The following is a 21,227-nucleotide window of genomic DNA, read 5'->3' as shown; positions in this document are numbered from 1 at the left end:
GCCCGCGCCCGCGCGCCCCGGGGCCGGATGACCGCCCGCCCCACGATGGCCACCCGCGTGGGGCCGCCGACCGCCGGCGGCCGCTGGTCGATCGTGCCGCTCGCGGAGTCGGACGCGACGATCCGCGGGCACGCGCTCGGCGAGACGCTGCTCGAGCGGTACGGGATCGTCACCCGCGGCTCCGTGCAGGCCGAGGGCGTCCTGGGCGGCTTCGCCCTCGCCTACAAGGTGCTGAGCGGCTTCGAGCAGCAGGGCCGCGCCCGGAGGGGCTACTTCATCGAGAAGCTGGGAGCAGCACAGTTCGGCACCGCCGGCAGCGTCGACCGGCTCCGCACGTTCGCCCCGCAGGACGAGGCGCAGGAGCGCTCACGACCGGTGCTCGCGCTGGCGGCGACCGACCCCGCCAATCCGTTCGGCGCCGCTCTGCCGTGGCCGCAGGGCGAGGGGCACCGCCCCGGTCGGAAGGCCGGCGCGCTGGTCGCCGTCGTCGACGGAGCGCTCGCGGTCTACCTCGAGCGCGGCGGCAAGACCGCCCTCACCTTCACCGCCGACGAGGCGGCCCTCGCCGACGCGGCCGGCGCCCTCTCGCAGCTCGTCCGCTCCCGCGGGGTCGAGAAGCTGACCGTCGAGAAGATCGACGGCGTCTTCGCGCTCGGCACGCCCTTCGGCGACGCCCTCGTCGCCGCCGGCTTCGTCGCGAATCCGCGCGGCCTGAGGATGCGCTCGTGAGCGCCGGAGGGAGCCCGCGTGCCCGAGGGTGACACCGTCTACCGATCCGCCCACAACCTCGCCGAGGCGCTGGACGGCGAGGTCCTGACCCGGTGCGACGTCCGCGTGCCGAAGTACGCGACGGTCGACCTCACCGGCGAGACGATCGACGAGGTCGTCCCCCGCGGCAAGCACCTGCTGATGCGGGTCGGCGACGCGCTGATCCACTCCCACCTCAAGATGGAGGGGAGCTGGCACCTCTACGCCCGCGGCGAGGGCGAGCGGCCGAAGTGGCACCGGCCGGCGTTCCAGGCCCGGATCGTCCTCGAGACCGAGGACTGGCAGGCGGTCGGCTTCGAGCTCGGGCTCCTCGAGATCGTCCCGCGCTCGGCCGAGGAGGACGTGGTCGGCTATCTCGGCCCCGATCTGCTCGGCGCCGACTGGGACGCGGACGAGGCGCTGCGACGCCTGTCCGCCGATCCGGAGCGGCCGATCGGGCTCGCGCTGCTCGACCAGCGGATCATGGCCGGACTCGGCAACGTCTACCGCGCCGAGCTGTGCTTCCTGCGCGGCGTGCTGCCCACGCGCCCGGTCGGCGGGAGCGGCGACCTCGTGCGCACCATCGCGCTCGCGAAGCGGCTCATCACCGTGAACCGCGAGCGGATCGAGCGCACGACGACCGGCAACCTGCGCCCGGGCCAGCAGCTCTGGGTCTACGGCCGCGACCGCAAGCCGTGCCGGCGCTGCGGCACTCCGATCGAGCGCGGTGAGCTCGGCGACGACGAGCTGCAGCTGCGGGTCACCTACTGGTGCCCGCACTGCCAGAGCTGAGGGGCTACTCCTCGACCGCGGAGCGGCGCCCGGGGACGTGCTTCTCGTGGACGCCGACGTCCGTGAGGCGCTCGATGCGGTCGACGTGGCGGCCGGGCTCGCCGCCGTCCGCGACGATCCAGCTGCCGACGAGGAGGAACCCGTCGCGGCCGCCGGCCGTCAGCGGGCCCGTGATCGTGAACGACCCGAGCGCCGGAGTCGAGAACGCCACGCGCACCGGGTCCCCGTGCTCGAGCCCCTCGGCCGAGCGCTCCCCGCCGACCTCGTCGGCGTCCGGAGCCAGGGCGATGCTCTGGATCTCGGTCCCCGTGCCGAGGAAGACGTCCGCGACGACGAGCTCGCCGCCGACGGCCTGCCGGACGACCCCCTCGATCCCGTAGAGGCCGTAGCGCGGTGAGCGGACGAGGACGCGCACCGAGTCGCCGATCGCGACCTCGGCGAGAGCACCCCGGATCGAGGCGACGTCCCTCCGCGCGGGAGGGGCGGACAGGGCGTCGAGGATCGGGCTGGGCATCCGATCAGGGTAGCCGCTCCGGGAGCGCACCCGCCCGGCGGATCGGCGGCGGATCCCGGGCGGCCGGGGCGTCGGGTCGCCTGGGCCGCCGACGCCGCGCGCGAGCGACGGAGCGCCGGCCGGAGGGCTCCGGCACCGCGAGACCCCGGCACTGCGGCGACACCGGCACCGCCGGGAGACGCCGGTACTGCGGCAGGCACCGGCACCGCCGGGAACGACGAAGGCCCCGCCTGAGCGGGGCCTTCGGACGATGCGGAGTCGGTGGGATTTGAACCCACGGAACCCAATAAAGGGTTCTCCACCTTAGCAGGGTGGTGCACTCGACCGGACTATGCGACGACTCCTGAGCGCCCGCTGGCGGACGCACGACGACCATCATAACCGCACGTGCGAGGGCCTCGCGACACGGGCACCCGCCCCTCCTGCGGGAGGGCGAGAAGCCGCCTACTGGTCCGACAGGGGCCGGCCGATGGTGCAGGTCTCCTGCTGCGCGGTCTGCCCGGAGACGTCGCTCGGAAGGGTGACCGGCCCGTCGGGTGCGCTCATCGCGGGGGCGTCGGTCGCGGGGGCGTCGGTCGCGGGGGCGTCCGTGGCCGGCGACTCCGTGGCCGCCGGAGCGCCGGTCGCCCCGGGCTCCTCCCCCGTCGACTGCGAGCCGCCGCCGGTGGTGCCGCTCAACGCGATCGGCTGGTCGGCGAGGAGAGCCGCGTTCAGCGCGGACGCCGCGTCCTCGCTCGGGTACACGCCGTTGCCGTCGATGAAGGTCGGGTACTGCACGAAGACCACGTTCGCGAGGTCGACGTCCTTCACCGCGAGGCCGATCGACACGAGGGTGTTCACGTTCTCGAGCGAGGTGGAGAGCTGCATGTTCGAGACGGCCGCCTTCGCGAGGCCGTAGAGGTTCACCGGGTTCGAGAGCGTCGACGCGCTCTTCACCTTGCGCACCAGCGACGACAGGTACACCTGCTGGCTCGAGATGCGGGTGAGGTCGCTGCCGTCGCCGACGCCGTGCCGCGTGCGGAGGAACGCCAGCGCCTCGGCGCCGACGAGCGTGTGCGTGCCCGCGTCGAGGTTCAGCCCCGTGTACTCGTCCTGGATCGGGGTGGCGACGCAGACGTCGACTCCGCCGACCGCGTTCGACATCTCGATGACGCCCTCGAACTGGATGAGCGCCGCGTAGGGGATCTCGAGCCCGGTCAGCTGCTCGACCGTCTGCACGGTGCACGCCAGCCCGCCGGCCTCGAGCGAGGTGTTGATCTTCGCCGAGTCCACCGCGTCCGAGACGGCGCCGGTGGCCGGGTCGGTGCAGGAGGGGATCGGGACGTAGAGGTCGCGGGGGAAGCTGACGACCTCCACGGTCGAGTGGTCGGCCGAGATGTGCATGAGCATCGTGACGTCGTTAAGGTTCTCGGCACGCTCGCCGTAGGCCCCGGCGGCCGATCCGTCGGCGCTGTCGCTGCCGGCGAGCAGGATGTTGACGCCGCCCTCGATCGCCCCGATCCCGGGCACGTCGCCCCCGCCCGAATCGATCCCGAGGTCGACGGAGGGACGCGCGCTCCCGGCGATCAGCGAGGCGGCGATCGCCACGATGCAGATCGCGCTGAGCACGCCGACGCCCACGCAGGCCGCGAGGATCCGCGCGGCGAAGCGCACGCCGCTCGGGCGGCGCAGGCGGCCGTGCCGTGCTGCTGTGGTCCGGGTGGACGCGCGTTCGCTCATCGGGTCGTACTCTCTCTCGGCTGCGGGACGCGTGTCGTCCCGGAGTCAGCGCGCGAGGTGGAGAACACCCGTGGTGCCGCCCGCCCTCGGCTCAGCCGAAGAAGCCGACCGAGCAGGTCTGCTGGTCGGCGCTCTGGCCGGTGACCGATTCTGGCAGGGCAACCTTGGATGCGTCCTCGGGAGTCGCTGCAGGAGTGCCGGGTGCCGCCTCGGCCGTCGCCAGCGGATCCGCGGTCGCCGGGCCCGACGGAGCGGCGGTGTCGGCCGGGGCCGCCGCCTCGCCCTCCACGGTCGCGCCGGCGCCCGTGCCGCCGGTGATGGCGATCGGCTGATCGGTCTGCAGGGCGCTCGCCAGGACGTCGCCCGCGGCGCGGTCCGGCTCCACTCCGCTCGGAGTCGCCCCGGTCGGGTACTGCGCGAAGACGACGTCCGCGAGGTCGACGTCCTTCAGCGCGAGTCCCATCTGGACCATCGTGTTCACGTTGTCGAGACCGGTCGAGAGCGTCATGTTGCCGAGCGCCGCCTTTGCGAGCCCGTAGAGCGCGACCGGGTTGAGGAGGGTGTCCGCGCTCTTGATCCGGCGCACGAGCGCCGAGAGGAAGACCTGCTGGTTGCTGATGCGGGTCAGGTCGCTGCCGTCGCCGATGCCGTGGCGGCTGCGGAGGAACTGCAGCGCCGCCATGCCCTCGAGCGAGTGCACGCCCGGCTCGAGGTAGGTGTTCGTGTAGGGGTCCGCGATCTCGGTCGCGACGCAGACGTCGACTCCGCCGACCGCGTTCGACATCTCGATCACGCCGTTGAACTGCACGACCGCGCCGTAGTCGACCCGGACGCCCATGAGGTCCTCGACGACCCCTGCCACGCAGCCGAGGCTGACGTCGCTGCCCATCGCCTCGTTGATCTTGGTGTCGTACCGGGCGGGGATCGTCTCACCCGTGGCGGCGTTCACGCACTCCGGGATGTCGACGTACATGTCGCGGGGGAAGCTCACGACCGTCGCGTTGCTGTGGTCGGCCGAGACGTGCATCAGCATGTTGACGTCGTTGAGGACGCTCGTCTCCTCGTCGGGGTCGCCGTAGGCGTCGCCCTGGCCCTTCCGCGAGTCGCTGCCGACGACGAGGACGTTGAAGCCGCCCTCCAGTGCGCCGATCTCCGGGGCGCCTCCGGCCTCGACGCTGGAGCCGGCCGCGCCCGGGTGCAGGTCGACCGAGGGCTGCACGGACTGGACGATCAGCGTCGCCGCGATCGCGACCACCGACACCGAGGCGACCACACCGACACCGCCCACGAGGGCGGCTCCCTTCACCAGGGTCCGCGCGAGGGTGTGCCGCTTCTGGCGGCCGTGCCGCACGAAGGGGCGCGGCGTGCGCGGAGTGTCGCGAGTCTGTGTCGAAGGGCCCGTGCGGCGCATCCGTCTCCCGGTGTCGAGGCGTCAGTGGTGCGGAGGTGAGGGCCGGGCGTCGGTCCCGGGCGTCGCGCAATCCTATACAGAGGGCTGGCGCGTTCCGAAGGAGAGCGGGCAGGCCTCCGTCGTCGCGCGCCAGGACGGGCGTCGGAAGGCGCCGGCGGGAAGCGACGCGAAGAACGGGACTCCGCTGTGGACGGCGTGGCGGAGGGCGTGGGATTCGAACCCACGAGACGTTTCCGCCCACCAGTTTTCAAGACTGGCTCCATCGGCCGCTCGGACAGCCCTCCCGGCCGCTCCCGCAGGAGCGACACCCGATAGTAACCGCCGAGCGCGCGGGACCGTGGTCAGCGCAGCGCCGAGAGCGCGACCGCCACGCCGTCCTGGTGGACCGAGGGGATCACGGCGGAGGCCACGGCCCGCACCTCGTCGGGCGCCTGCCCCATCGCGAGCCCTGCGCCCTCGGCGGCGGCCCAGGTGAGCATCTCGATGTCGTTGCGGCCGTCGCCCAGCGCGACCACGTCGCTCCGCTCGATGCCCAGCTCCTCGCGGACGACCTCGAGCGCGGTGGACTTGTTGACGCCGTGCGGGGCGATGTCGAGCCAGGCGGTCCAGCCGATCGCGTAGCTGACCTGGTGCAGGCCCATCTCCTCGACCAGGGAGGTGAACTCCTCGATCCCGGTCTCGGGCGAGATCACGACGACGCGGGTGCACAGCCGGCCGAGCAGCTCCTCGAAGGGGACGTGGGTCGTCTCGGCACCCATCACGGCACCGCCCGGGAACGCCTCGGTGTAGAAGAAGGCGCCGTCCGCGTCCTCGACGGCGTAGTGCGCGTCGGGGAGGGAGCGGCGGATGGTCTCCAGGACCTCCGTCGGGTCGAAGGTCTCGACCGTCTCGGGGACGTAGGCACCGGACGCGTCGCGGCGGAGCGTGACCGCTCCGTTGCAGCAGATCACGTACTCGGGCGAGATCCCGAGGCGCTCGACGACGGGCAGGGTGGAGGAGGGCGAGCGCCCGGTGGCGAGCATCACCTCGTCGCCCTGGGCGGCCACGCGGGTGATCGCGTCCGTCACTGCGCGGGTGATGGTGCCGTCCTCGTGCATGACGGTGCCGTCGATGTCGAGGGCGACGAGGCGGCGGCCGGAGGCGCGGGCCGCGCTCATGCGACGGGCTCGAGCACCTCGAGGCCGCCGAGGTGGGGCCGCAGCGCCTCGGGGACGAGCACCGAGCCGTCCGCCCGCTGGTGGGTCTCGAGGAGGGCGACGATCCAGCGGGTGGTCGCGAGCGTGCCGTTGAGGGTGGCGACCGGAGCCGTCCTCCCCGACTCTGTGCGGTAGCGGGTGTCGAGGCGGCGGGCCTGGAACGTGGTGCAGTTCGAGGTCGAGGTCAGTTCGCGGTAGGTCTCCTGCGTGGGGACCCACGCCTCCACGTCGAACTTGCGCGCCGCGCTCTGGCCGAGGTCGCCGGCCGCCGTGTCGATGACGCGGTAGTGCAGGCCGAGGCTCTGCAGGACGTCCTCCTGGTACGAGAGCAGGCGCGCGTGCTCCGCCTCGGCGTCCTCGGGGAGGGTGTAGACGAACATCTCGAGCTTGCTGAACTGGTGCACGCGGATGATGCCGCGGGTGTCCCGTCCGCCCGAGCCCGCCTCGCGGCGGTAGCAGGTGCTCCAGCCCGCGTAGCGCTTCGCGCCGCCGGAGAGGTCGAGGATCTCGTCGGCGTGGTAGCCGGCGAGGGCGACCTCGCTGGTGCCGGTGAGGTAGAGGTCGTCGTCGCGGAGGCGGTACACCTCGTCGTCGTGCTCGCCGAGGAAGCCGGTGCCGTCCATGATCTCGGGGCGCACGAGGGTCGGCGTGATCAGCGGGGTGAAGCCGGCGGCGAGCGCCTTCTCGAGGCCCAGGTTCATCAGCGCGATCTCGAGGCGGGCGACCAGGCCCTTGAGGAAGTAGAAGCGCGCGCCGCTGACCTTCGCGCCGCGCTGCATGTCGATGCCGTCCAGCAGCTCGCCGAGCTCGAGGTGGTCGCGCGGGGCGAAGTCGAAGACGGGGCGCTCGCCGACCGTCCTGACGAGCTCGAACGACTCCTCGCCGCCCGCGGGGACGCCCTCGATGATCGGGTTGGCGATGCGCTTCACCAGCACGGTGAAGGCCTCGTCGGCCTCGGACGCCTCCTGCTGGGCCTGCTTGGCGGCGGCGGCGAGGCGCTGGGCCTCGGCGACGAGGGCCGCCTTCTCGTCCTTCGGAGCCTTGGCGACGGTCTTGCCGAAGGCGTTCTGCTCGGCCCGGAGCCGCTCCGCCTCGGTGATCGCCGCACGGCGCACGCGGTCGGCCTCGAGCGCCTCGTCGACCAGCTCGACGGAGTCGCCGCGCGCCTCCTGCGAGCGCTTCAGGACGTCCGGGTTCTCGCGCAGAAGTACGGGATCAATCACCCCAGCAGTGTAGAGGAGGGCCGGGACGGGCCGCCGCCCGCGCGTACCCCCGGGGCCGGCTGAGCATCGGCCGCGAGGAGGCATCCGATCGCGCGGACGGCTGCGAATCTGAGTCGTCCCCCGAGAACGTCCCCCCGCGTTCGACACCCCTGCTCCCCTGAAGGCTCTCCCATGCACGCCACCCCCCTCATCGACGCGACCCCCGGCGTCGTCCTCGAGCGCGACGGCTCCGTCGCCCGGATCACCCTCAACCGCCCCGACGCCCTCAACGCGATCGACCTCGGCACTGCGCGACTGCTGCTGAGCACCGTCGCCGACCTCGACGCCGACGCCGGCTGCTCCGTCATCGTGATCGCCGCGGCCGGTCGCGCGTTCTGCACGGGCGGCGACATCTCGGCGATCATGGGGTCCGAGCACCCGGACCACTACCTGCGCGACGTCGCGACCACGACCGCCCAGGTGATCCGCCTGCTCGAGGACAGCCGCGCCGTCGTCGTCTGCGCGATCGACGGCATGGTCGCCGGCGCCGGCATCGCCTTCGCTCTGGCCGCCGACATCGTGATCGCGACTCCCGCCGCCCTCTTCCTCAGCGCGTACGGCGACGTCGGGCTCGTCCCGGACGTCGGAGTCACCGCCGCGCTCCCCCGCGTCGTCGGCCGCCGCCGCGCCCTGGACTTCGTGCTGTCGGGCCGCCCGGTCCGCGCGGCCGAGGCGCTGGAGTGGCAGCTCGTGACCGAGGTCGTGCCGCGCGCCGACCTCGCCGGCCGCGTCGACGAGCGCGTGCGCGCCCTGGCGGCGAAGCCGGCGCACGTCGCGTCCGCCGCCCGCCGCCTCCTGCGCACCGACCCGCTCGACCGCGCCGAGCGCATCGTCGAGGAGACGGACACCCTGGTCGAGTTCCTGGCGGTCCCCGCCACGCGCACGCTCCTGGACGCCGAGCACGAGCGCCAGGCCCGCCGCGCCGCCCGGGCGACCGCCTCGCTCTGACCCGGGGCGAGCGTCCGCGACGACGCTCGGGCCCGGGCCGGGCGTCGTCCGCCCGACGGCCCACGGATCGGCCGGGCGTTCTCCTCCGATCTCGGCTACGGTGGTCCCCGCGAAGGGGAGTAGTTCCCACCGTCCGCCGAGCGGACGACGAGGCGCGTCGACATGCTGGTCCGGGACGATCCGGGCCCGGCGCTCCACCCCGGCTCCGGCCGGGGCGAACGAGACCTTCGGTCAGTCGACGCAGTCCTGACCGGTCCTCTCGCGCGGGTCGGCGGACCTGAGCCAGGAGATCGCATGGCGACCACCGCCCCCACCCCCAGTCCCGCCCAGGTGCGCCGCTGGCGCCGCTACCTCGCCGACGAGCTCGCCGAGGCCTCCGTGTACCGCGACCTCGCCGGCCGCCGCTCCGGCGAAGAGCGGGAGATCCTGCTCGCGCTCGCCGTGGCCGAGGGCCGCCACGAGGAGCACTGGCGCGAGCTCCTCGGCTCCGCGGCGGAGCCCGCGCCCCGCCCGGACCTCCGCACGCGCTTCCTGGGCTTCCTCACCCGCCGCTTCGGCTCCGTGTTCGTCCTCGCCCTGATCCAGCGCGCCGAGGCCCGCTCCCCCTACGCCGACGACGACGACGCCACCGAGGCGATGGCCGCCGACGAGCGGATCCACGGCGAGGTCGTCCGCGGGCTCGCCGAGCGCGGTCGCAACCGCCTCTCCGGGACGTTCCGCGCGGCGGTCTTCGGAGCGAACGACGGCCTGGTCTCGAACCTCGCCCTCGTGCTCGGAGTGGGAGCGAGCGGAGTCGGGACGGGCGTCGTCCTGTTCACGGGCATCGCGGGCCTGCTCGCCGGCGCCCTCTCGATGGGCGCGGGCGAGTTCGTCTCGGTGCGCTCGCAGCGCGAGCTGCTCTCGGCCTCCAGCCCGGACCTCGACGCGAACCGCATCGTCCCCGATCTGGACGTCGACGCGAACGAGCTCGCCCTGGTCTACCGCGCTCGCGGGATGACCCAGGAGCAGGCCGACGCGCGTGCCGCCTCCGTCTTCACGGGCCTGCGCGGCGGCGCCGTCACCTCCCCCATTACGCTGGGCGGTCCCGCAGGAGACCCCGACGTCGACGAGCACGAGTCGATCGGCACGGGCATGGGCGCGGCGCTGTCGAGCTTCTGCTTCTTCGCCTCGGGCGCGATCATCCCGGTGCTGCCCTACCTGCTCGGCCTGACGGGGCTCGCCGCGGTGGTCGTCGCCTGCGTGCTCGTGGGCATCGCCCTGCTCGCCACCGGCGCGGTCGTCGGGCTGCTCTCGGGCGCCCCGCCTCTGGCCCGGGCGCTGCGCCAGCTCGGGATCGGTTACGGCGCGGCCCTGGTGACCTACCTCCTCGGCCTGCTCTTCGGCGCGTCCGGAGTCTGAGCCTCGGCCTCGAGGAGCTGCGCGGACTCGCGCGGCTCCTCGGCGCGGGGCCGCACGGCGACGCCGCGCCACCGCAGCGCCGCCACTCCGACCGCCAGCAGCAGCGACGCCGGCAGGCAGCCCAGCAGGGGGATGCAGGAGTAGTAGAGGAGCTGCCGCTGGATCCACGCGGGCGAGGGCACGTCGGAGTCGCCGTAGTAGGGCGGAGGCGGCGAGGAGTAGCCGGTGTAGAGGAGCGCGAGGCCGATCAGGGTCCCCGCGAGGCCGGCGAGCAGGAGCACGAGGAGCCACGGGTTCCGCAGCAGGGGCGCCTCGCGCACGGGCTCGGCGGGAGCAGCGGGAGCGGGGTCGGCGGCCGGCTCCGGCAGGGGTGCGGGCGCGGTCTCGGCGCCGAGGCGGTGCGACCGCCGGCCCTCGGCGGCTCCGGCGATGTCGGGCAGGGCCATGATGCGGCGCGGTCCGGGCACGGACGAGGAGCCGGGGCGGACCACGCGCGACTCCGGGAGCGCGGGACGAGCGGCGGCTCCGGACGTGGCGGCGGGAGCGCCGGGGGCGGCACCCGAGCCGGGCCTCGCGAACGCCCGCTCGTCGCCTCTCAGACGCTCCACCGGTCCCGAGAACCCGCGCTGGAAGGCCGGGTCGTAGCGCGGGTCGACCCGTTCGTCGTCGTCAGTCATCGTCGCGACCCGTCATCGTCGTCCCCGGTCATCGTCGACCTCCGGCTCGTGGGAGAGGATCCCGCGCAGCCAGTCGCGGGCCTCGAGGAACACCTCGTCGTCGTAGCGTCGCACGGAGGTGACCGGGCGGCGGTCAGCGCGCGGATACGAGCCGAGGAAGATCACCTTCGGGCTGAAGCGCCGCAGCCCCATCAGCGCGTCGGCGACCCGCTCGTCCTGGACGTGCCCGTCGAGGTCGATGACGAACCGGTACCGGCCGAGGGCATCGCCGATCGGCCGCGACTGGATCATGCTCAGGTTCACCCCGCGGGTCGCGAACTGCTCGAGCATGTCGAGCAGGGCGCCCGGCTGGTCGGCCGGGAGCTCGGCGATCACGCTGGTCTTGTCGGCGCCGGTCGGCTCGGGCAGCGCGTGCGAGCGCGAGACGTGCACGAAGCGCGTGACGGCGTTCGGGTTGTCGCCGATCCGCTCCGCCAGCACCGCGACGTCGTGGTGGGCGATGATCCCGGGAGGGGCGATGGCCGCGTCCGCGGGAGATCCGCCCAGCAGGTCGACGGTGGCCTGGACGTTGCTGGAGGCCGGCAGGTGCTCGTGGCTGGGGATCTCACGGTCGAGCCACACCCGGCACTGCCCGTAGGCGACGGGGTGCGCGGCGACGGTGCGCACCTCCTCGAGGCTCGTCCCCGGGCGGCCGACCAGGATGAACGACACCGGCACCAGGTACTCGCCGACGATGCGCAGCCCCGGGATCCGCGCCAGCGCGTCCTGCGCGGCCGTCACTCCGCCCTCGACCGAGTTCTCGATCGCGATCACCGCGCCGTCGCTGCGGCCGGTGACCAGATCGCTCAGCGCCTCCCCCACGTTCGCGACGCTGCGCCACAGCTGTCCGCGCGCCTCCGGGACCTGCGCGAGGGCCGCCTCCGTGAACGTGCCGCTGGGCCCGAGATAGCTGTAGGCACGGGTCTCGGGGGCGCTGTCGGGCATGGCGCAAGCCTAGCCAGCCGCGGTACCCCTGGAGGGGGCTGGACTGCCACTATGGACCGCATGACCGATCGCGCAGGGAAGCCGGCACAGGCCTCCGATCTCATCGACGTCGAGGCCCTCGTGAGGGCGTACTACGAGAAGAAGCCGGACGTCTCCGACCCGGCTCAGAAGGTGGTGTTCGGCACCTCGGGCCACCGCGGATCCTCGTTCGACACGGCCTTCAACGAGGACCACATCGCCGCCGTCACCCAGGCGATCGTCGAGTACCGGACCGAGCAGGGCATCACCGGCCCGCTGTTCATCGGCGCCGACACGCACGGGCTCTCCCGCCCGGCCCTCACCACCGCCCTCGAGGTCCTGGTGGGCAACCAGGTCCGCGTGCTCGTGGACGAGTTCGACGACTTCGTGCCGACCCCGGCGCTCAGCCACGCGATCCTCCGCTACAACAACGACCCCGCGCACACCGACCGGGCCGACGGCATCGTGGTCACCCCCTCGCACAACCCGCCCCGCGACGGCGGCTTCAAGTACAACCCGCCGCACGGCGGCCCCGCCGACTCCGACGCGACGACCTGGATCGCCGACCGGGCCAACGAGCTCATCGCCGACGGCAACCGCGGCGTGACCTCGGCCGAGCCCTCCGCGGTCGAGACCTACGACTACCGCACGCACTACGTCGCGGACCTGGCGAACATCATCGACCTCGACGCGATCCGGAAGGCCGGCGTGCGGATCGGGGCCGACCCCCTCGGCGGCGCCTCCGTGCACTACTGGCAGCTGATCGCCGAGATGCACGGCCTCGACCTGACCGTGGTGAACGGGGAGGTCGACCCGGCCTGGGGCTTCATGACCCTCGACTGGGACGGCAAGATCCGGATGGACCCGTCCTCCCCCAGCGCGATGGCCTCGGTGGTCGCGCGCGCCGGCGACTTCGACATCCTCACCGGCAACGACGCCGACGCGGACCGGCACGGCATCGTCACCCCCGACGGCGGGCTGATGAACCCCAACCACTACCTGGCCGTCGCGATCGACTACCTCTACCGCCACCGCACCGGCTGGCGCGAGGACGCGGCGATCGGCAAGACGCTGGTCTCCTCCTCGATCATCGACCGGGTCGCGGAGTCGCTGGGCCGGCGCCTCTGGGAGGTCCCGGTGGGCTTCAAGTGGTTCGTCCCCGGGCTGGTCGACGGCTCGGTCGGCTTCGGGGGCGAGGAGTCCGCGGGCGCCTCGTTCCTCCGCTTCGACGGCACCGTCTGGACCACCGACAAGGACGGCATCCTCCTCGCGCTGCTCGCCTCCGAGATCGTGGCGGTCACCGGGAAGAGCCCGTCGGCGCTCTACCGCGAGCTGACCGAGCGCTTCGGCGACCCGGTCTACGAGCGCGTGGACGCGGTGGCGACGAAGGCGCAGAAGGCGGCCCTCGGCAAGCTGGACGGCGACGCGATCGCGGCGACGACCCTCGCCGGGTCCGAGATCACCGCGAAACTCTCGAAGGCGCCCGGCAACGGCGCGGCCGTCGGAGGCGTCAAGGTCGTCACCGAGGACGCCTGGTTCGCCGCGCGCCCCTCCGGCACCGAGGACGTCTACAAGATCTACGCCGAGAGCTTCCGCGGCCTCGACCACCTGCACGAGGTCCAGGCCGAGGCGCGCACGATCGTGGACGCGGCGCTGAACTCCTAGGCGCTGCGCTCAGTCGCCCGAGAAGGCTCGTTCCCGCCCAGGAGAACGAGCCTTCTCGGGCGACTCAGCGGCGGTGAGGAAAGGGCCGGCTACCAGCGCGGGTGGACGGTGGGGCGGAAGTGGGTGTCGTAGAGGGCGTTCACGGCCTCCATGAAGGCGGGGCCGAGGGGCGCGGCGGAGGCGGCGGCCGCGTTGGCGCGGGCCTGCTCGGGCGAGCGGGCGCCGGGGATCACCGAAGTGACGCCCTCCTGCTGGATGATCCAGGCGAGCGCGGCCGCCGCGGGGGCGAGGCCGTGGTCGTCGGCGAGGCGGGAGAACTCCTGCGCGGCCTCCACGCCGGTCGCGAAGTCGACGCCCGAGAAGGTCTCGCCGACGTCGAAGGCTGAGCCGTCGCGGTTGTAGCTGCGGTGGTCCTCCGGCGCGAACACGGTCTCGGTCGTGTAGCGGCCGCTGAGCAGGCCCGAGGCGAGCGGGACGCGCGCGAGGATGCCGACGCCGGCCTCGCGGGCGGCGGGCAGCACCTCGTCGAGCGGCTTGAGGCGGAACGCGTTCAGGATGATCTGGACGCTCGCGACGTTCGGGCGGGCGATGGCGGTCAGCGCCTCCTCCGTGCGCTCGACCGAGACGCCGTAGGCGGCGATCGCGCCCTCGGCGACGAGGGTGTCGAGGGCGTCGTAGACGGCGTCGTCGGAGTAGACGGAGGTGGGCGGGCAGTGCAGCTGCACCAGATCGAGGGTGTCGACGCCGAGGTTGGCGCGCGAGCGGTCGGTCCAGGCGCGGAAGTTGTCGAGCACGTAGTTGGCGGGGATCTGCTCCGCGCGACGGCCCATCTTGGTGGCGACGAAGACCTGCGCATCGGGGTGCGCCGCGCGGTAGGCGCCGATCGTCCGCTCGCTGCGGCCGTCGCCGTAGACGTCGGCGGTGTCGAAGAGGGTCACCCCCGACTCCACCGCTGCGTCGAGCACGGCGAGGGCGTCGGTCTCGGCGACGTCCCCCCAGTCGGCACCGAGCTGCCAGGTTCCGAGGCCGACGACGGAGACGGGGGCGCCGGTGCGTCCGAGGATTCGAGTTTCCATGCCTCCACCGTAGGTGCGGCCGAGCCCGCGGCGGACCCCCTTGCGCGTGCTCTAACGTCGAGGGCATGCCCCTCCTCGTGCTCGGAAGCGCCAACCTCGACCACGTCCACCGGGTCGCCCGCATCCCCGCTCCCGGAGAGACGGTGCTCGCCCTCGACGCGAGCACCTTCCCGGGCGGCAAGGGCCTCAACCAGGCCGTCGCGGCCGCACGGACCGAGCCCGGCACCGTCTTCGTCACGAGCCTCGGACGCGACTCGGCGGGAGACCGGCTCGCCGCGGTCCTCGGCGAGGAGCCGCTGGAGCTGCGCGCCCGCCGCGGCGACGTCCGCACCGGCACCGCGCAGATCACCGTGGACGAGCGCGGGGAGAACGCGATCGTCGTCGACTCCGGAGCGAACGCCGCCCTGGTCGGGTTGACCGCCGAGGAGTCGGCCCTGGTGGTGGCGGCCGACGCCCTGCTCCTCCAGCTCGAGATCCCGACAGCGACGGTGACGGAGGCGGCCCGCGCCGCGCGCGCCGGCGGCACGGTGTCGATCCTGAACGCCGCCCCGATCGGACCGCTGCCGGAGGAGCTCCTGGCGGTGCTCGACGTGCTGATCGTCAACGAGCACGAGGCCCGCGAGCTCGCCGCCGATCGCGGCATCACCGCCGCCGACGACGACGCGCTCGCCGCTGCCCTCACCGCGCTGGTGCCGCTCGTGCTGGTCACCCTCGGCTCCGACGGCGTCGTCGTGGCGGTCCGCGACCGCAGGCCGGTGCGCACCCCGGCCTTCCGGGTGGAGGCCGTGGACACCACCGGCGCGGGCGACACCTTCTGCGGCGCCTTCTCGGCCCGGCTCGCCGCCACGGGAGCACGGCTCGACGATCCGGAGCAGCTGGTCGCCCTCACCCGCTGGGCGAGCGCGGCCGCGGCGATCTCGGTCACCCGCGCCGGAGCGGCGGTGTCCGCGCCGACGGCGGCCGAGACGGACGCGTTCCTCGCCGAGCGCGCCTGAGCGGGAAGCTCCTCAGCGAGGACGGAGCGGACACCGACCTCGGGCGGCCCGCAGCACCGTCGCTCCGGTCGGCAGGGTGCACTCCGGAGGAGAGAAGCACGGGACCGCCCGGCCCGGCTCCGCTCCTCGCGGCGAGGCGTCGCGGCCTGCGGACAGCCGCGCCCGCTCCCCGATCCGGCTAGTCGATCGCGGCGACCCGGACGGTCACCCGCGGCCGCAGCTCCGGATGCACCCGGACGCACCACTCGCGCACCGCGGCTCCGATCGCGCGCGCCACGTCCGGCGCGGACGCCTCCGCGGTCACGCAGAGGTCGACGGCCACGGACACCTCGTCCCCCGCGACGCGGACCAGGACCGGATCGGCGAACGTGCCGCCGCTCGCGGTGCCCAGCGGCTCGACCACGATCCCGGTCGCGCTCAGCGCCGTCGCCGCATGCGCGAGCACGTCGCGCACCTCGGGCCTGGCCGGCATCAGGGTCGCGACACCGTCCAGGGCGCGCAGCTCCGCAGCGAGCGCGGACACCGGATCGACCGGGGCCGCCGCCTCGAGGCCGCTCACGACTCCTCCGTCCCGGGGACGTAGACGTCCTCCACGCGGACGTCGATCCTCGACACCCGCAGCTCGGTCTGGGTCAGCAGCCGCGAGTGCACGCGCTCGCGCACCTGCTGGGCCGCCTCGGCGATCGGCACCCCCCAGAAGACCGAGATCGTCAGCTCCACCACGACCTCCGCGCCCGGCTCGGCGATGTCGCCGACCAGGCGGCAGCGGCCGACCAGCACGCCGGCGACGCTGTCGCCCGCCTCGCGCACGAGTCCGCGGACCGCCCCCTCGGTGATCGTGAGCGCCACGTCGGGCTGGACGCTCGCCAGCGGGATGTCGCGTCCGGCCCGCGACTCGCGGCGCACCTGGGTGAGGATCGAGCCGAACCAGCTCTCCTCCGGCGCGGGCAGGCGTGCGGCGTCGTCGTCGATGAGCGCGCCGGAGAGGGCGCGCACGCGCTCGAGGGCGCGCAGAGTGCGCCGGTGCTCCGGCGACTCCTCGATGGCGGGGTCGTACGGAGTGCGCCCGCGGTCGAGGTAGTCGCTCAGCTCGTCGATGCCGATGCCGTCGCCCTCCTGCTCCGTCGCGTCCGCCTCCTGCTCGAGCGCGGGCGGCAGCACGACGTCGTGCTCCCCCGCGCGCTCCGGCCCGTCGCCGGGACCCTGGTCCGCGTTCATCGCGTCTGCTCCCTCATCGCCAGTCCTCCATCGCCACGACCAGCGACTCGCGCGCGCGGGCGAGCTTGCCCCGCACGGCGGTCACCGTGAGACCGAGGTGATCGGCGATCTCGTTGTACGACTCCCCGCCGACCTCGCGCAGCACCCAGCACTGCCGCTGCGACTCCGGCAGCTCGGACAGGGCGTGCGCGAGAGCCCGCATGGCGTCGCTCTGCTCGGCGGCCTCGAACGGGCCGGGCTCTCGGGCCGGGGGATGCTCCACGGCGTCGACGTCGTCGGTCGGGCGGCGCTGGCGCAGCAGATCGACGCTGGAGCGGCTGACGATCCGCATCATCCAGCTGCGCACGCTCGCCGGCTCCTTGAGCTGCGGGAGCTGCGCCCAGACCGTGATCAGCGCGTTCTGCACGGCGTCGGAGGCATCGGCCTGCGAGCCCGTGAGCCGCCAGGCGTAGGCGCGGAGGATCGACTGGTGCCGCTTGACGAGCACCTCGAAGGCGCGCACGTCGCCCTCGGCGGAGCGCTCGGCGAGCAGCGCGTCGCTCGCCGCTTCCAGTCCGGGCACGGCGCCTCCTCCCTCTCCGCTCCTGCGGCCTCGGGCCGCCTTACAGGTGACGCTCAGGAAAAAGTCCACCGAGCACCGTGACGAACGCCGTCCGGGCTCCGTCTCACTCATGAAAGCACAGCCCGACCGGATTCCCGCCGGGCCTTCGACCCCGGTCTGCTCAGCAACGGCAGCCGATGAGACGTCCAGGAGACCTCATGAGCGACACCACGCGCACCCCCTCCACCACCCGCGTCGACAAGAGCTCCGTCGACACGGTGACGAGCCTCGGCGGCTCCCGGACCTCCGGCACCGCCCAGGGCACCACGGTCATCGACGACAGCGTCGTGGCCAAGGTCGCCGGCATCGCGGCCCGCCAGGTGCCCGGCGTCTTCGCCCTCGGCAACAACGCCGCCCGTGCCTTCGGCGCGATCCGCCAGGCCGTCGGCGGCGCCGACCACGCCCAGGGCGTGAGCGTCGAGGTCGGCGAGACCCAGGTCGCGGCCGACGTCACCATCGTCGTCGAGTACCCCGTGCCGATGCAGAAGGTCGCCGACTCCGTCCGCGCCGCCGTCTCCGAGGCCATCACCGAGCTGGTCGGCATGGCCGTCTCCGAGATCAACGTCGCCGTCGTCGACGTGCACATCCCCGGCGACGACAAGGACGACGAGGCCACCGAGAGCCGCGTCCGATGAGCGACTTCCAGCGCCCCGCGCCCACCGCCCCCGGCGGCCGCAGCACCGTCCTCGGTGTCGTGGTCGGCGCGATCCTCGCCTTCGCGGCCCTGATGTTCGGATTCTGGGGCTTCGTCCTCACCGCCCTCTTCATGGCCCTCGGCGTCGTGATCGCCCGCATCGCCGACGGCACCCTCGACGTGCGCAGCCTCGTGGACGTGTTCCGCGGCCGCACCACCTCCCGCTAGGAGCCCACCGTGACCGCTCTCGACACGCGTCCCGCATCGCCGGTGGCGGGCACCGTCACCATCACCGTCCGCTCCATCGAGCGCGCCGCCGTGGCGATCGTCCACGAGGAGCTGGGCGTGGAGGTCTCCGCGATCCGCGTCCGCCTCTCCGATGACCGGGGCGGCCTCGCCCTCGCGGTGACCGCGCCGGTCGTCGTCGAGCCGGGCACCGCCCCGGCCGGCGGCTCCCTGCTCGAGCGCCTGCACGGCGATCGCACCCGCATCGCCTCCCGCATGGAGGCGCTGACCGGGCGCACCGTCAGCCGGATCGACATCCGGGTCACGGGCACCCGCACCCGAAGCACGAGGAGAGTCGCATGAGCCCCGCACCGTCGGCGCCCGGCACCCGCTACAGCCGCTACCTCCGTCGCGAGACCCACAAGTCCCGCTCCGCCGCGCAGATCGTCGTCCTGGTGCTCATCGCCCTGGTCGCGGCCTACGTCGGCACGGAGGCGGTGCTCGCGATCCTCGGCGCCGCGCCCCTGCTCGCCGCACCGTCCGCCCTGCTGGGCGCGATCGTCGGAGTCGCGTCGCTGGCGAACCCCGCCCTCATCGGCGTGGCCGTCGGCACGGGCGTCCTCGCCCTGGTCCTGCTGGTGCTCGCACTGGCGCCCGGGGCCCGGGCCCGCCACACCGTGGACGACGACCGCCTCGCCGTGGTCGTGGACGACGGCGTGATCGCCTCCTCCCTGGCTCGGGCAGCCCGCACGGCCGCCCACTCCCGCCGCGAGGACACCCGCGCCTCGCTCGGCCGGCGCACCGCACTGGTCGAGGTGACCCCCGCCTCCGGCATCGCGGTCGACCGCGACGCCGTGCAGAGCGCCGTCGACGAGGAGCTCGCCCGCATCGGCGCGAAGCCCGCCCCGCGCTCCACCGTCCGCGTCTCGACCTCCGGGAGGATCTGATGACCACGAGCAACCGCTTCGTCAACCGGCTCGTCCTGCTCGTCGTGGGCCTCGTGCTCGCGCTGGTCAGCGCCGGAGCCGTCCTGATCGCCGTCTCGCAGCCGGTCCGCGACTCCGTCCTCTCCTTCGCCGACGGCGAGGGCGCGGCCCTGGTCTCGCGCCTCTCCCCCGAGGAGGGCACCGCTTGGAGCGATGCCGCCGTCCTGTGGCCGCTCTACGCCGTCGTCGGGATCTGCCTCCTCGGCATCGTCCTCGCGCTGGTGATGGCCTTCGCCCACGGTCACGGCCGCACCGGCACCGTCCTCCGCGACGAGGCCGAGGGCACGCCCGCCGGAGGGATCGAGATCGCGACCGGCTTCGCGGAGGACGTCCTCGAGACGGCTCTCGCCGGGCGGACGGAGCTCCTCGACGTCACGGTCGCGGCCTACCGCCACGGCTCCGAGACCGCGCTGAAGGTGCGCGTCCTCCCCCGCGGCGGCGTCTCGCCCCGCACCGTGGTCGACGCCGTGCACCAGGAGGTCGACGCGCTCGACGCCCTGCTCGGCGCCCGCCTGCCGGTCCTGCTCGAGGTCGCCTCGAGCGCCCGGGCCGGCTTCTCCAAGGAGGACCGGGTCGCCTGACCCCGGTCCCGCAGCTTCCCCGGCACCCGCCGGCGGATGGTCACACCGAACAGAAGGAGCCCCTCATGGGTGCAGACGACAAGATCCGCAACGCAGCCGAGAACCTGGTCGGCAAGGCCAAGGAGGCCGTCGGCAAGCTGACGGACAACGAGCGCCTCGAGGCCGAGGGCCAGGCCGACCAGACCAAGGCCCACACCAAGAAGGTCGGCGAGGACGTCAAGGACGTCTTCAAGAAGTGATCTGACCGGAACCTCGACGGGGCCGTCACCGCATCAGCGGTGGCGGCCCCGTCGTCGTGCGTGGAGCGGGTGCGTCGAGCGTCAGACGCCCCAGAACATGATCCGGCCGGCGGAGGCCGCGTCGATGCTCTGGTCGTGGTTGTCGGCGGTGTGCGAGGAGTAGAGGATCCTGTCGCCGTCGACGCTGGTCACGACGCCCGTGTGGTCCCAGTCGCCCGAGCCGTCCCAGTCGAACTGGACGATGTCGCCCGGCTTCACCCGGCTCCGCTCGGAGTCGGGGATCGCGGTCGCGCGCTCCGGGTGCGCGGCGAGGTAGGCGTTGAACGCTGTCGACGACGCCCAGGCGGAGCTGTACCCGCCGGAGGAGGAGTAGCTCCACTCGCCGTCCATCTCCCAGCCGCGGGCGATCAGCGACTGCGAGGTGAAATTGACGCAGTCGTTGCCCGAGATCACGCCGTACTGGGCCGAGTTGTAGTCGTTCCAGTAGGTGGAGAGGTAGTCGAGCTGCGAGGCCAGGCGGCTCGCGTCCAGCGCGGCCTGGGCCTTCGCGGCCTCGATCGCCGGGTCGGGCGTGTAGGCGAAGGTGATCGCCGAGGCGACGACCTTCGTGCTGGCGAGCACGCCGGTCGCGGCGAAGCTGGGAGTGGCGGCCGCGGTCGGGGCGGCGAGGTCGGTCGAGGCCTCGGCCGTCGTGCCCTCAGCGGAGCCCGACGTGTCGACGGCCGGCTGCACCGTGTCGGCCGGGGTCCCGTCGACGGTGACCGCCGCGGCGGAGTCGGTGACCGCGTCGAACGTGATGGCCTGACCGTCGGCGTCGAAGAAGGCGACCGGGACCTCGCCCGCTGCCTCTCCGTCGGCCGGAGGGGCGGTGACCGTGATCTGGTCGGGGTTGTCGACCGCGACGCTGCCCTCGGCCTCGCCGAAGCGCACGGTGGCGACCGAGTCCAGGTTCGATCCCTCGAGCGTCACGCTCGTGCCGCCGGCGACGGTGCCGGAGGTGGTGGAGACGGAGCTGAGGACGACCCGGGCGGAGGCGGTGGTCGCGGGGAGCACGGCGACGCTGGTCGAGGTCGGAGCAGCGGACGGCGTCGCGGTGGCCGACTCGGCCGAGGAGCCCGTGCCGACGGTGAGGCTCAGGCTCGACGCGACGGCCACGACGACGAGCCCGCCGGAGACGGCAAGCGCCAGCGTGCGCGGGGACGGGCGGAAGAAGGAGGCCCCGCGGCGGGCGGGCGCGGTGCGGAGCCGGTGCCCCTCCGCTTCGCGGCGGTCGCGGCGGGACGAGAACGATCCCTCCGGAGCGGGGTGCACCGGGGCGGGAGCCGAGGGCCGCGCGGGGGC

General features: G+C 73.6%; 23 protein-coding genes, 2 tRNA genes and 1 pseudogene. 12 read left to right on the top strand and 14 right to left on the bottom strand.

The genetic code is table 11. From position 1 onward, the window contains the following. Positions 1–729 (top strand): annotated as a pseudogene (locus tag C5B92_RS15675) (ATP-dependent helicase); the annotation flags it as partial. Between the two features lie 18 nt (positions 730–747). After that, positions 748–1,539 (top strand): DNA-formamidopyrimidine glycosylase family protein, encoded by a 792-nt coding sequence (locus tag C5B92_RS15670; RefSeq protein ID WP_104226773.1) that lies wholly within the window; start codon positions 748–750, stop codon positions 1,537–1,539. 4 nt (positions 1,540–1,543) lie between these two features. Here the strand turns inward: C5B92_RS15670 and C5B92_RS15665 are convergent, their stop codons facing one another. The 7 genes from C5B92_RS15665 to serS form a co-directional block, all read right to left on the bottom strand. Beyond that, a complete protein-coding gene (locus tag C5B92_RS15665) occupies positions 1,544–2,053 on the bottom strand; it encodes a hypothetical protein (RefSeq protein ID WP_104233937.1) in 510 nt (169 codons plus the stop codon). 253 nt (positions 2,054–2,306) lie between these two features. Beyond that, positions 2,307–2,397 (bottom strand) — tRNA-Ser (locus C5B92_RS15660). A 100-nt stretch (positions 2,398–2,497) separates the two neighbouring features. After that, complete coding sequence (locus C5B92_RS15655; RefSeq protein WP_104350565.1) at positions 2,498–3,772, bottom strand: LCP family protein; 1,275 nt, start codon at positions 3,770–3,772, stop codon at positions 2,498–2,500. A gap of 91 nt (positions 3,773–3,863) precedes the next feature. After that, positions 3,864–5,078 carry an LCP family protein gene (locus C5B92_RS15650; protein WP_258061585.1) on the bottom strand — a complete coding sequence of 405 codons (1,215 nt, stop codon included), beginning with the start codon at positions 5,076–5,078 and terminating at the stop codon, positions 3,864–3,866. A 301-nt stretch (positions 5,079–5,379) separates the two neighbouring features. Beyond that, a tRNA-Ser gene (locus C5B92_RS15645) sits at positions 5,380–5,467 on the bottom strand. A 57-nt stretch (positions 5,468–5,524) separates the two neighbouring features. Then, entirely contained in the window at positions 5,525–6,340 is an 816-nt protein-coding gene (locus tag C5B92_RS15640) for an HAD family hydrolase (RefSeq protein WP_104247582.1), read from the bottom strand. Beyond that, the gene (gene serS, locus C5B92_RS15635) at positions 6,337–7,602 is read right to left on the bottom strand and encodes a serine--tRNA ligase (RefSeq protein WP_104283213.1); all 1,266 of its coding nucleotides are present in this window, start codon (positions 7,600–7,602) and stop codon (positions 6,337–6,339) included. The genes C5B92_RS15640 and serS overlap by 4 nt, the downstream gene beginning before the upstream one ends. 171 nt (positions 7,603–7,773) lie before the next feature. Between serS and C5B92_RS15630 the strand changes: the two genes are divergently transcribed. Together C5B92_RS15630 and C5B92_RS15625 are read left to right on the top strand one after the other, a co-directional pair. Beyond that, positions 7,774–8,589, top strand: coding sequence for an enoyl-CoA hydratase/isomerase family protein (locus tag C5B92_RS15630; RefSeq protein ID WP_104238091.1), 816 nt, complete (start codon positions 7,774–7,776; stop codon positions 8,587–8,589). Positions 8,590–8,883: 294 nt separating this feature from the next. Beyond that, on the top strand, positions 8,884–9,987 hold the full coding sequence (locus tag C5B92_RS15625) for a VIT1/CCC1 family protein (protein WP_104224963.1): 1,104 nt from the start codon (positions 8,884–8,886) through the stop codon (positions 9,985–9,987). Here the strand turns inward: C5B92_RS15625 and C5B92_RS15620 are convergent. Together C5B92_RS15620 and pheA are read right to left on the bottom strand one after the other, a co-directional pair. Beyond that, the gene (locus C5B92_RS15620) at positions 9,948–10,664 is read right to left on the bottom strand and encodes a hypothetical protein (RefSeq protein ID WP_104350563.1); all 717 of its coding nucleotides are present in this window, start codon (positions 10,662–10,664) and stop codon (positions 9,948–9,950) included. The two genes, C5B92_RS15625 and C5B92_RS15620, sit on opposite strands and share 40 nt — an antisense overlap. Before the next feature lie 12 nt (positions 10,665–10,676). Beyond that, entirely contained in the window at positions 10,677–11,648 is a 972-nt protein-coding gene (gene pheA, locus C5B92_RS15615) for a prephenate dehydratase (RefSeq protein ID WP_104295948.1), read from the bottom strand. A 60-nt stretch (positions 11,649–11,708) separates the two neighbouring features. Between pheA and pgm the strand changes: the two genes are divergently transcribed. Continuing rightward, positions 11,709–13,331 (top strand): phosphoglucomutase (alpha-D-glucose-1,6-bisphosphate-dependent), encoded by a 1,623-nt coding sequence (pgm, locus tag C5B92_RS15610; RefSeq protein ID WP_104226793.1) that lies wholly within the window; start codon positions 11,709–11,711, stop codon positions 13,329–13,331. A gap of 89 nt (positions 13,332–13,420) precedes the next feature. Here the strand turns inward: pgm and C5B92_RS15605 are convergent, their stop codons facing one another. After that, positions 13,421–14,407: an aldo/keto reductase gene (locus C5B92_RS15605; RefSeq protein ID WP_104226781.1), complete on the bottom strand. Its 987-nt coding sequence runs from the start codon at positions 14,405–14,407 to the stop codon at positions 13,421–13,423. A 65-nt stretch (positions 14,408–14,472) separates the two neighbouring features. On the opposite strand from C5B92_RS15605, the gene C5B92_RS15600 reads away from it, so the two are divergent. Next, positions 14,473–15,402 (top strand): ribokinase, encoded by a 930-nt coding sequence (locus C5B92_RS15600; RefSeq protein ID WP_104255679.1) that lies wholly within the window; start codon positions 14,473–14,475, stop codon positions 15,400–15,402. A gap of 178 nt (positions 15,403–15,580) precedes the next feature. On the opposite strand, the gene C5B92_RS15595 is transcribed toward C5B92_RS15600, so the two are convergent. From C5B92_RS15595 to C5B92_RS15585, 3 genes are read right to left on the bottom strand one after another with little or no spacing between them, the layout of a single operon-like run. Beyond that, entirely contained in the window at positions 15,581–15,961 is a 381-nt protein-coding gene (locus C5B92_RS15595) for a hypothetical protein (RefSeq protein ID WP_104224958.1), read from the bottom strand. Next, positions 15,958–16,620, bottom strand: a complete 663-nt coding sequence (locus tag C5B92_RS15590; protein WP_104233947.1) for an Asp23/Gls24 family envelope stress response protein — start codon at positions 16,618–16,620, stop codon at positions 15,958–15,960. Before C5B92_RS15590 ends, C5B92_RS15595 begins: the two co-directional genes overlap by 4 nt. A 13-nt stretch (positions 16,621–16,633) precedes the next feature. Further along, entirely contained in the window at positions 16,634–17,182 is a 549-nt protein-coding gene (locus C5B92_RS15585; protein WP_104224956.1) for an RNA polymerase sigma factor, read from the bottom strand. A 197-nt stretch (positions 17,183–17,379) separates the two neighbouring features. Here C5B92_RS15585 and C5B92_RS15580 point away from each other — a divergent pair, with 197 nt between their 5' ends. From C5B92_RS15580 to C5B92_RS15555, 6 genes are all read left to right on the top strand, one after another. Beyond that, positions 17,380–17,856, top strand: a complete 477-nt coding sequence (locus tag C5B92_RS15580; protein ID WP_104255677.1) for an Asp23/Gls24 family envelope stress response protein — start codon at positions 17,380–17,382, stop codon at positions 17,854–17,856. Further along, complete coding sequence (locus tag C5B92_RS15575) at positions 17,853–18,083, top strand: DUF2273 domain-containing protein (protein ID WP_104224954.1); 231 nt, start codon at positions 17,853–17,855, stop codon at positions 18,081–18,083. The genes C5B92_RS15580 and C5B92_RS15575 overlap by 4 nt, the downstream gene beginning before the upstream one ends. 9 nt (positions 18,084–18,092) lie before the next feature. After that, entirely contained in the window at positions 18,093–18,443 is a 351-nt protein-coding gene (locus tag C5B92_RS15570; RefSeq protein ID WP_104224953.1) for a hypothetical protein, read from the top strand. Further along, positions 18,440–19,027, top strand: a complete 588-nt coding sequence (locus tag C5B92_RS15565; RefSeq protein WP_104255676.1) for a DUF6286 domain-containing protein — start codon at positions 18,440–18,442, stop codon at positions 19,025–19,027. The genes C5B92_RS15570 and C5B92_RS15565 overlap by 4 nt, the downstream gene beginning before the upstream one ends. Then, positions 19,027–19,647: a hypothetical protein gene (locus tag C5B92_RS15560; RefSeq protein ID WP_104255675.1), complete on the top strand. Its 621-nt coding sequence runs from the start codon at positions 19,027–19,029 to the stop codon at positions 19,645–19,647. Before C5B92_RS15565 ends, C5B92_RS15560 begins: the two co-directional genes overlap by 1 nt. Positions 19,648–19,712: 65 nt before the next feature. Next, positions 19,713–19,886, top strand: coding sequence for a CsbD family protein (locus C5B92_RS15555; protein WP_104226788.1), 174 nt, complete (start codon positions 19,713–19,715; stop codon positions 19,884–19,886). A gap of 81 nt (positions 19,887–19,967) precedes the next feature. Here C5B92_RS15555 and C5B92_RS15550 read toward each other — a convergent pair. After that, the coding region (locus C5B92_RS15550; RefSeq protein WP_104350562.1) for an amidase domain-containing protein at positions 19,968–21,227 on the bottom strand (1,260 nt) is incomplete at its 5' end.

Origin of the sequence: Rathayibacter sp. AY1A4 (assembly GCF_002930955.1) — a bacterium.
GTDB lineage: Bacteria > Actinomycetota > Actinomycetes > Actinomycetales > Microbacteriaceae > Rathayibacter.
This window is presented reverse-complemented; position numbering and strand designations above follow the sequence as displayed.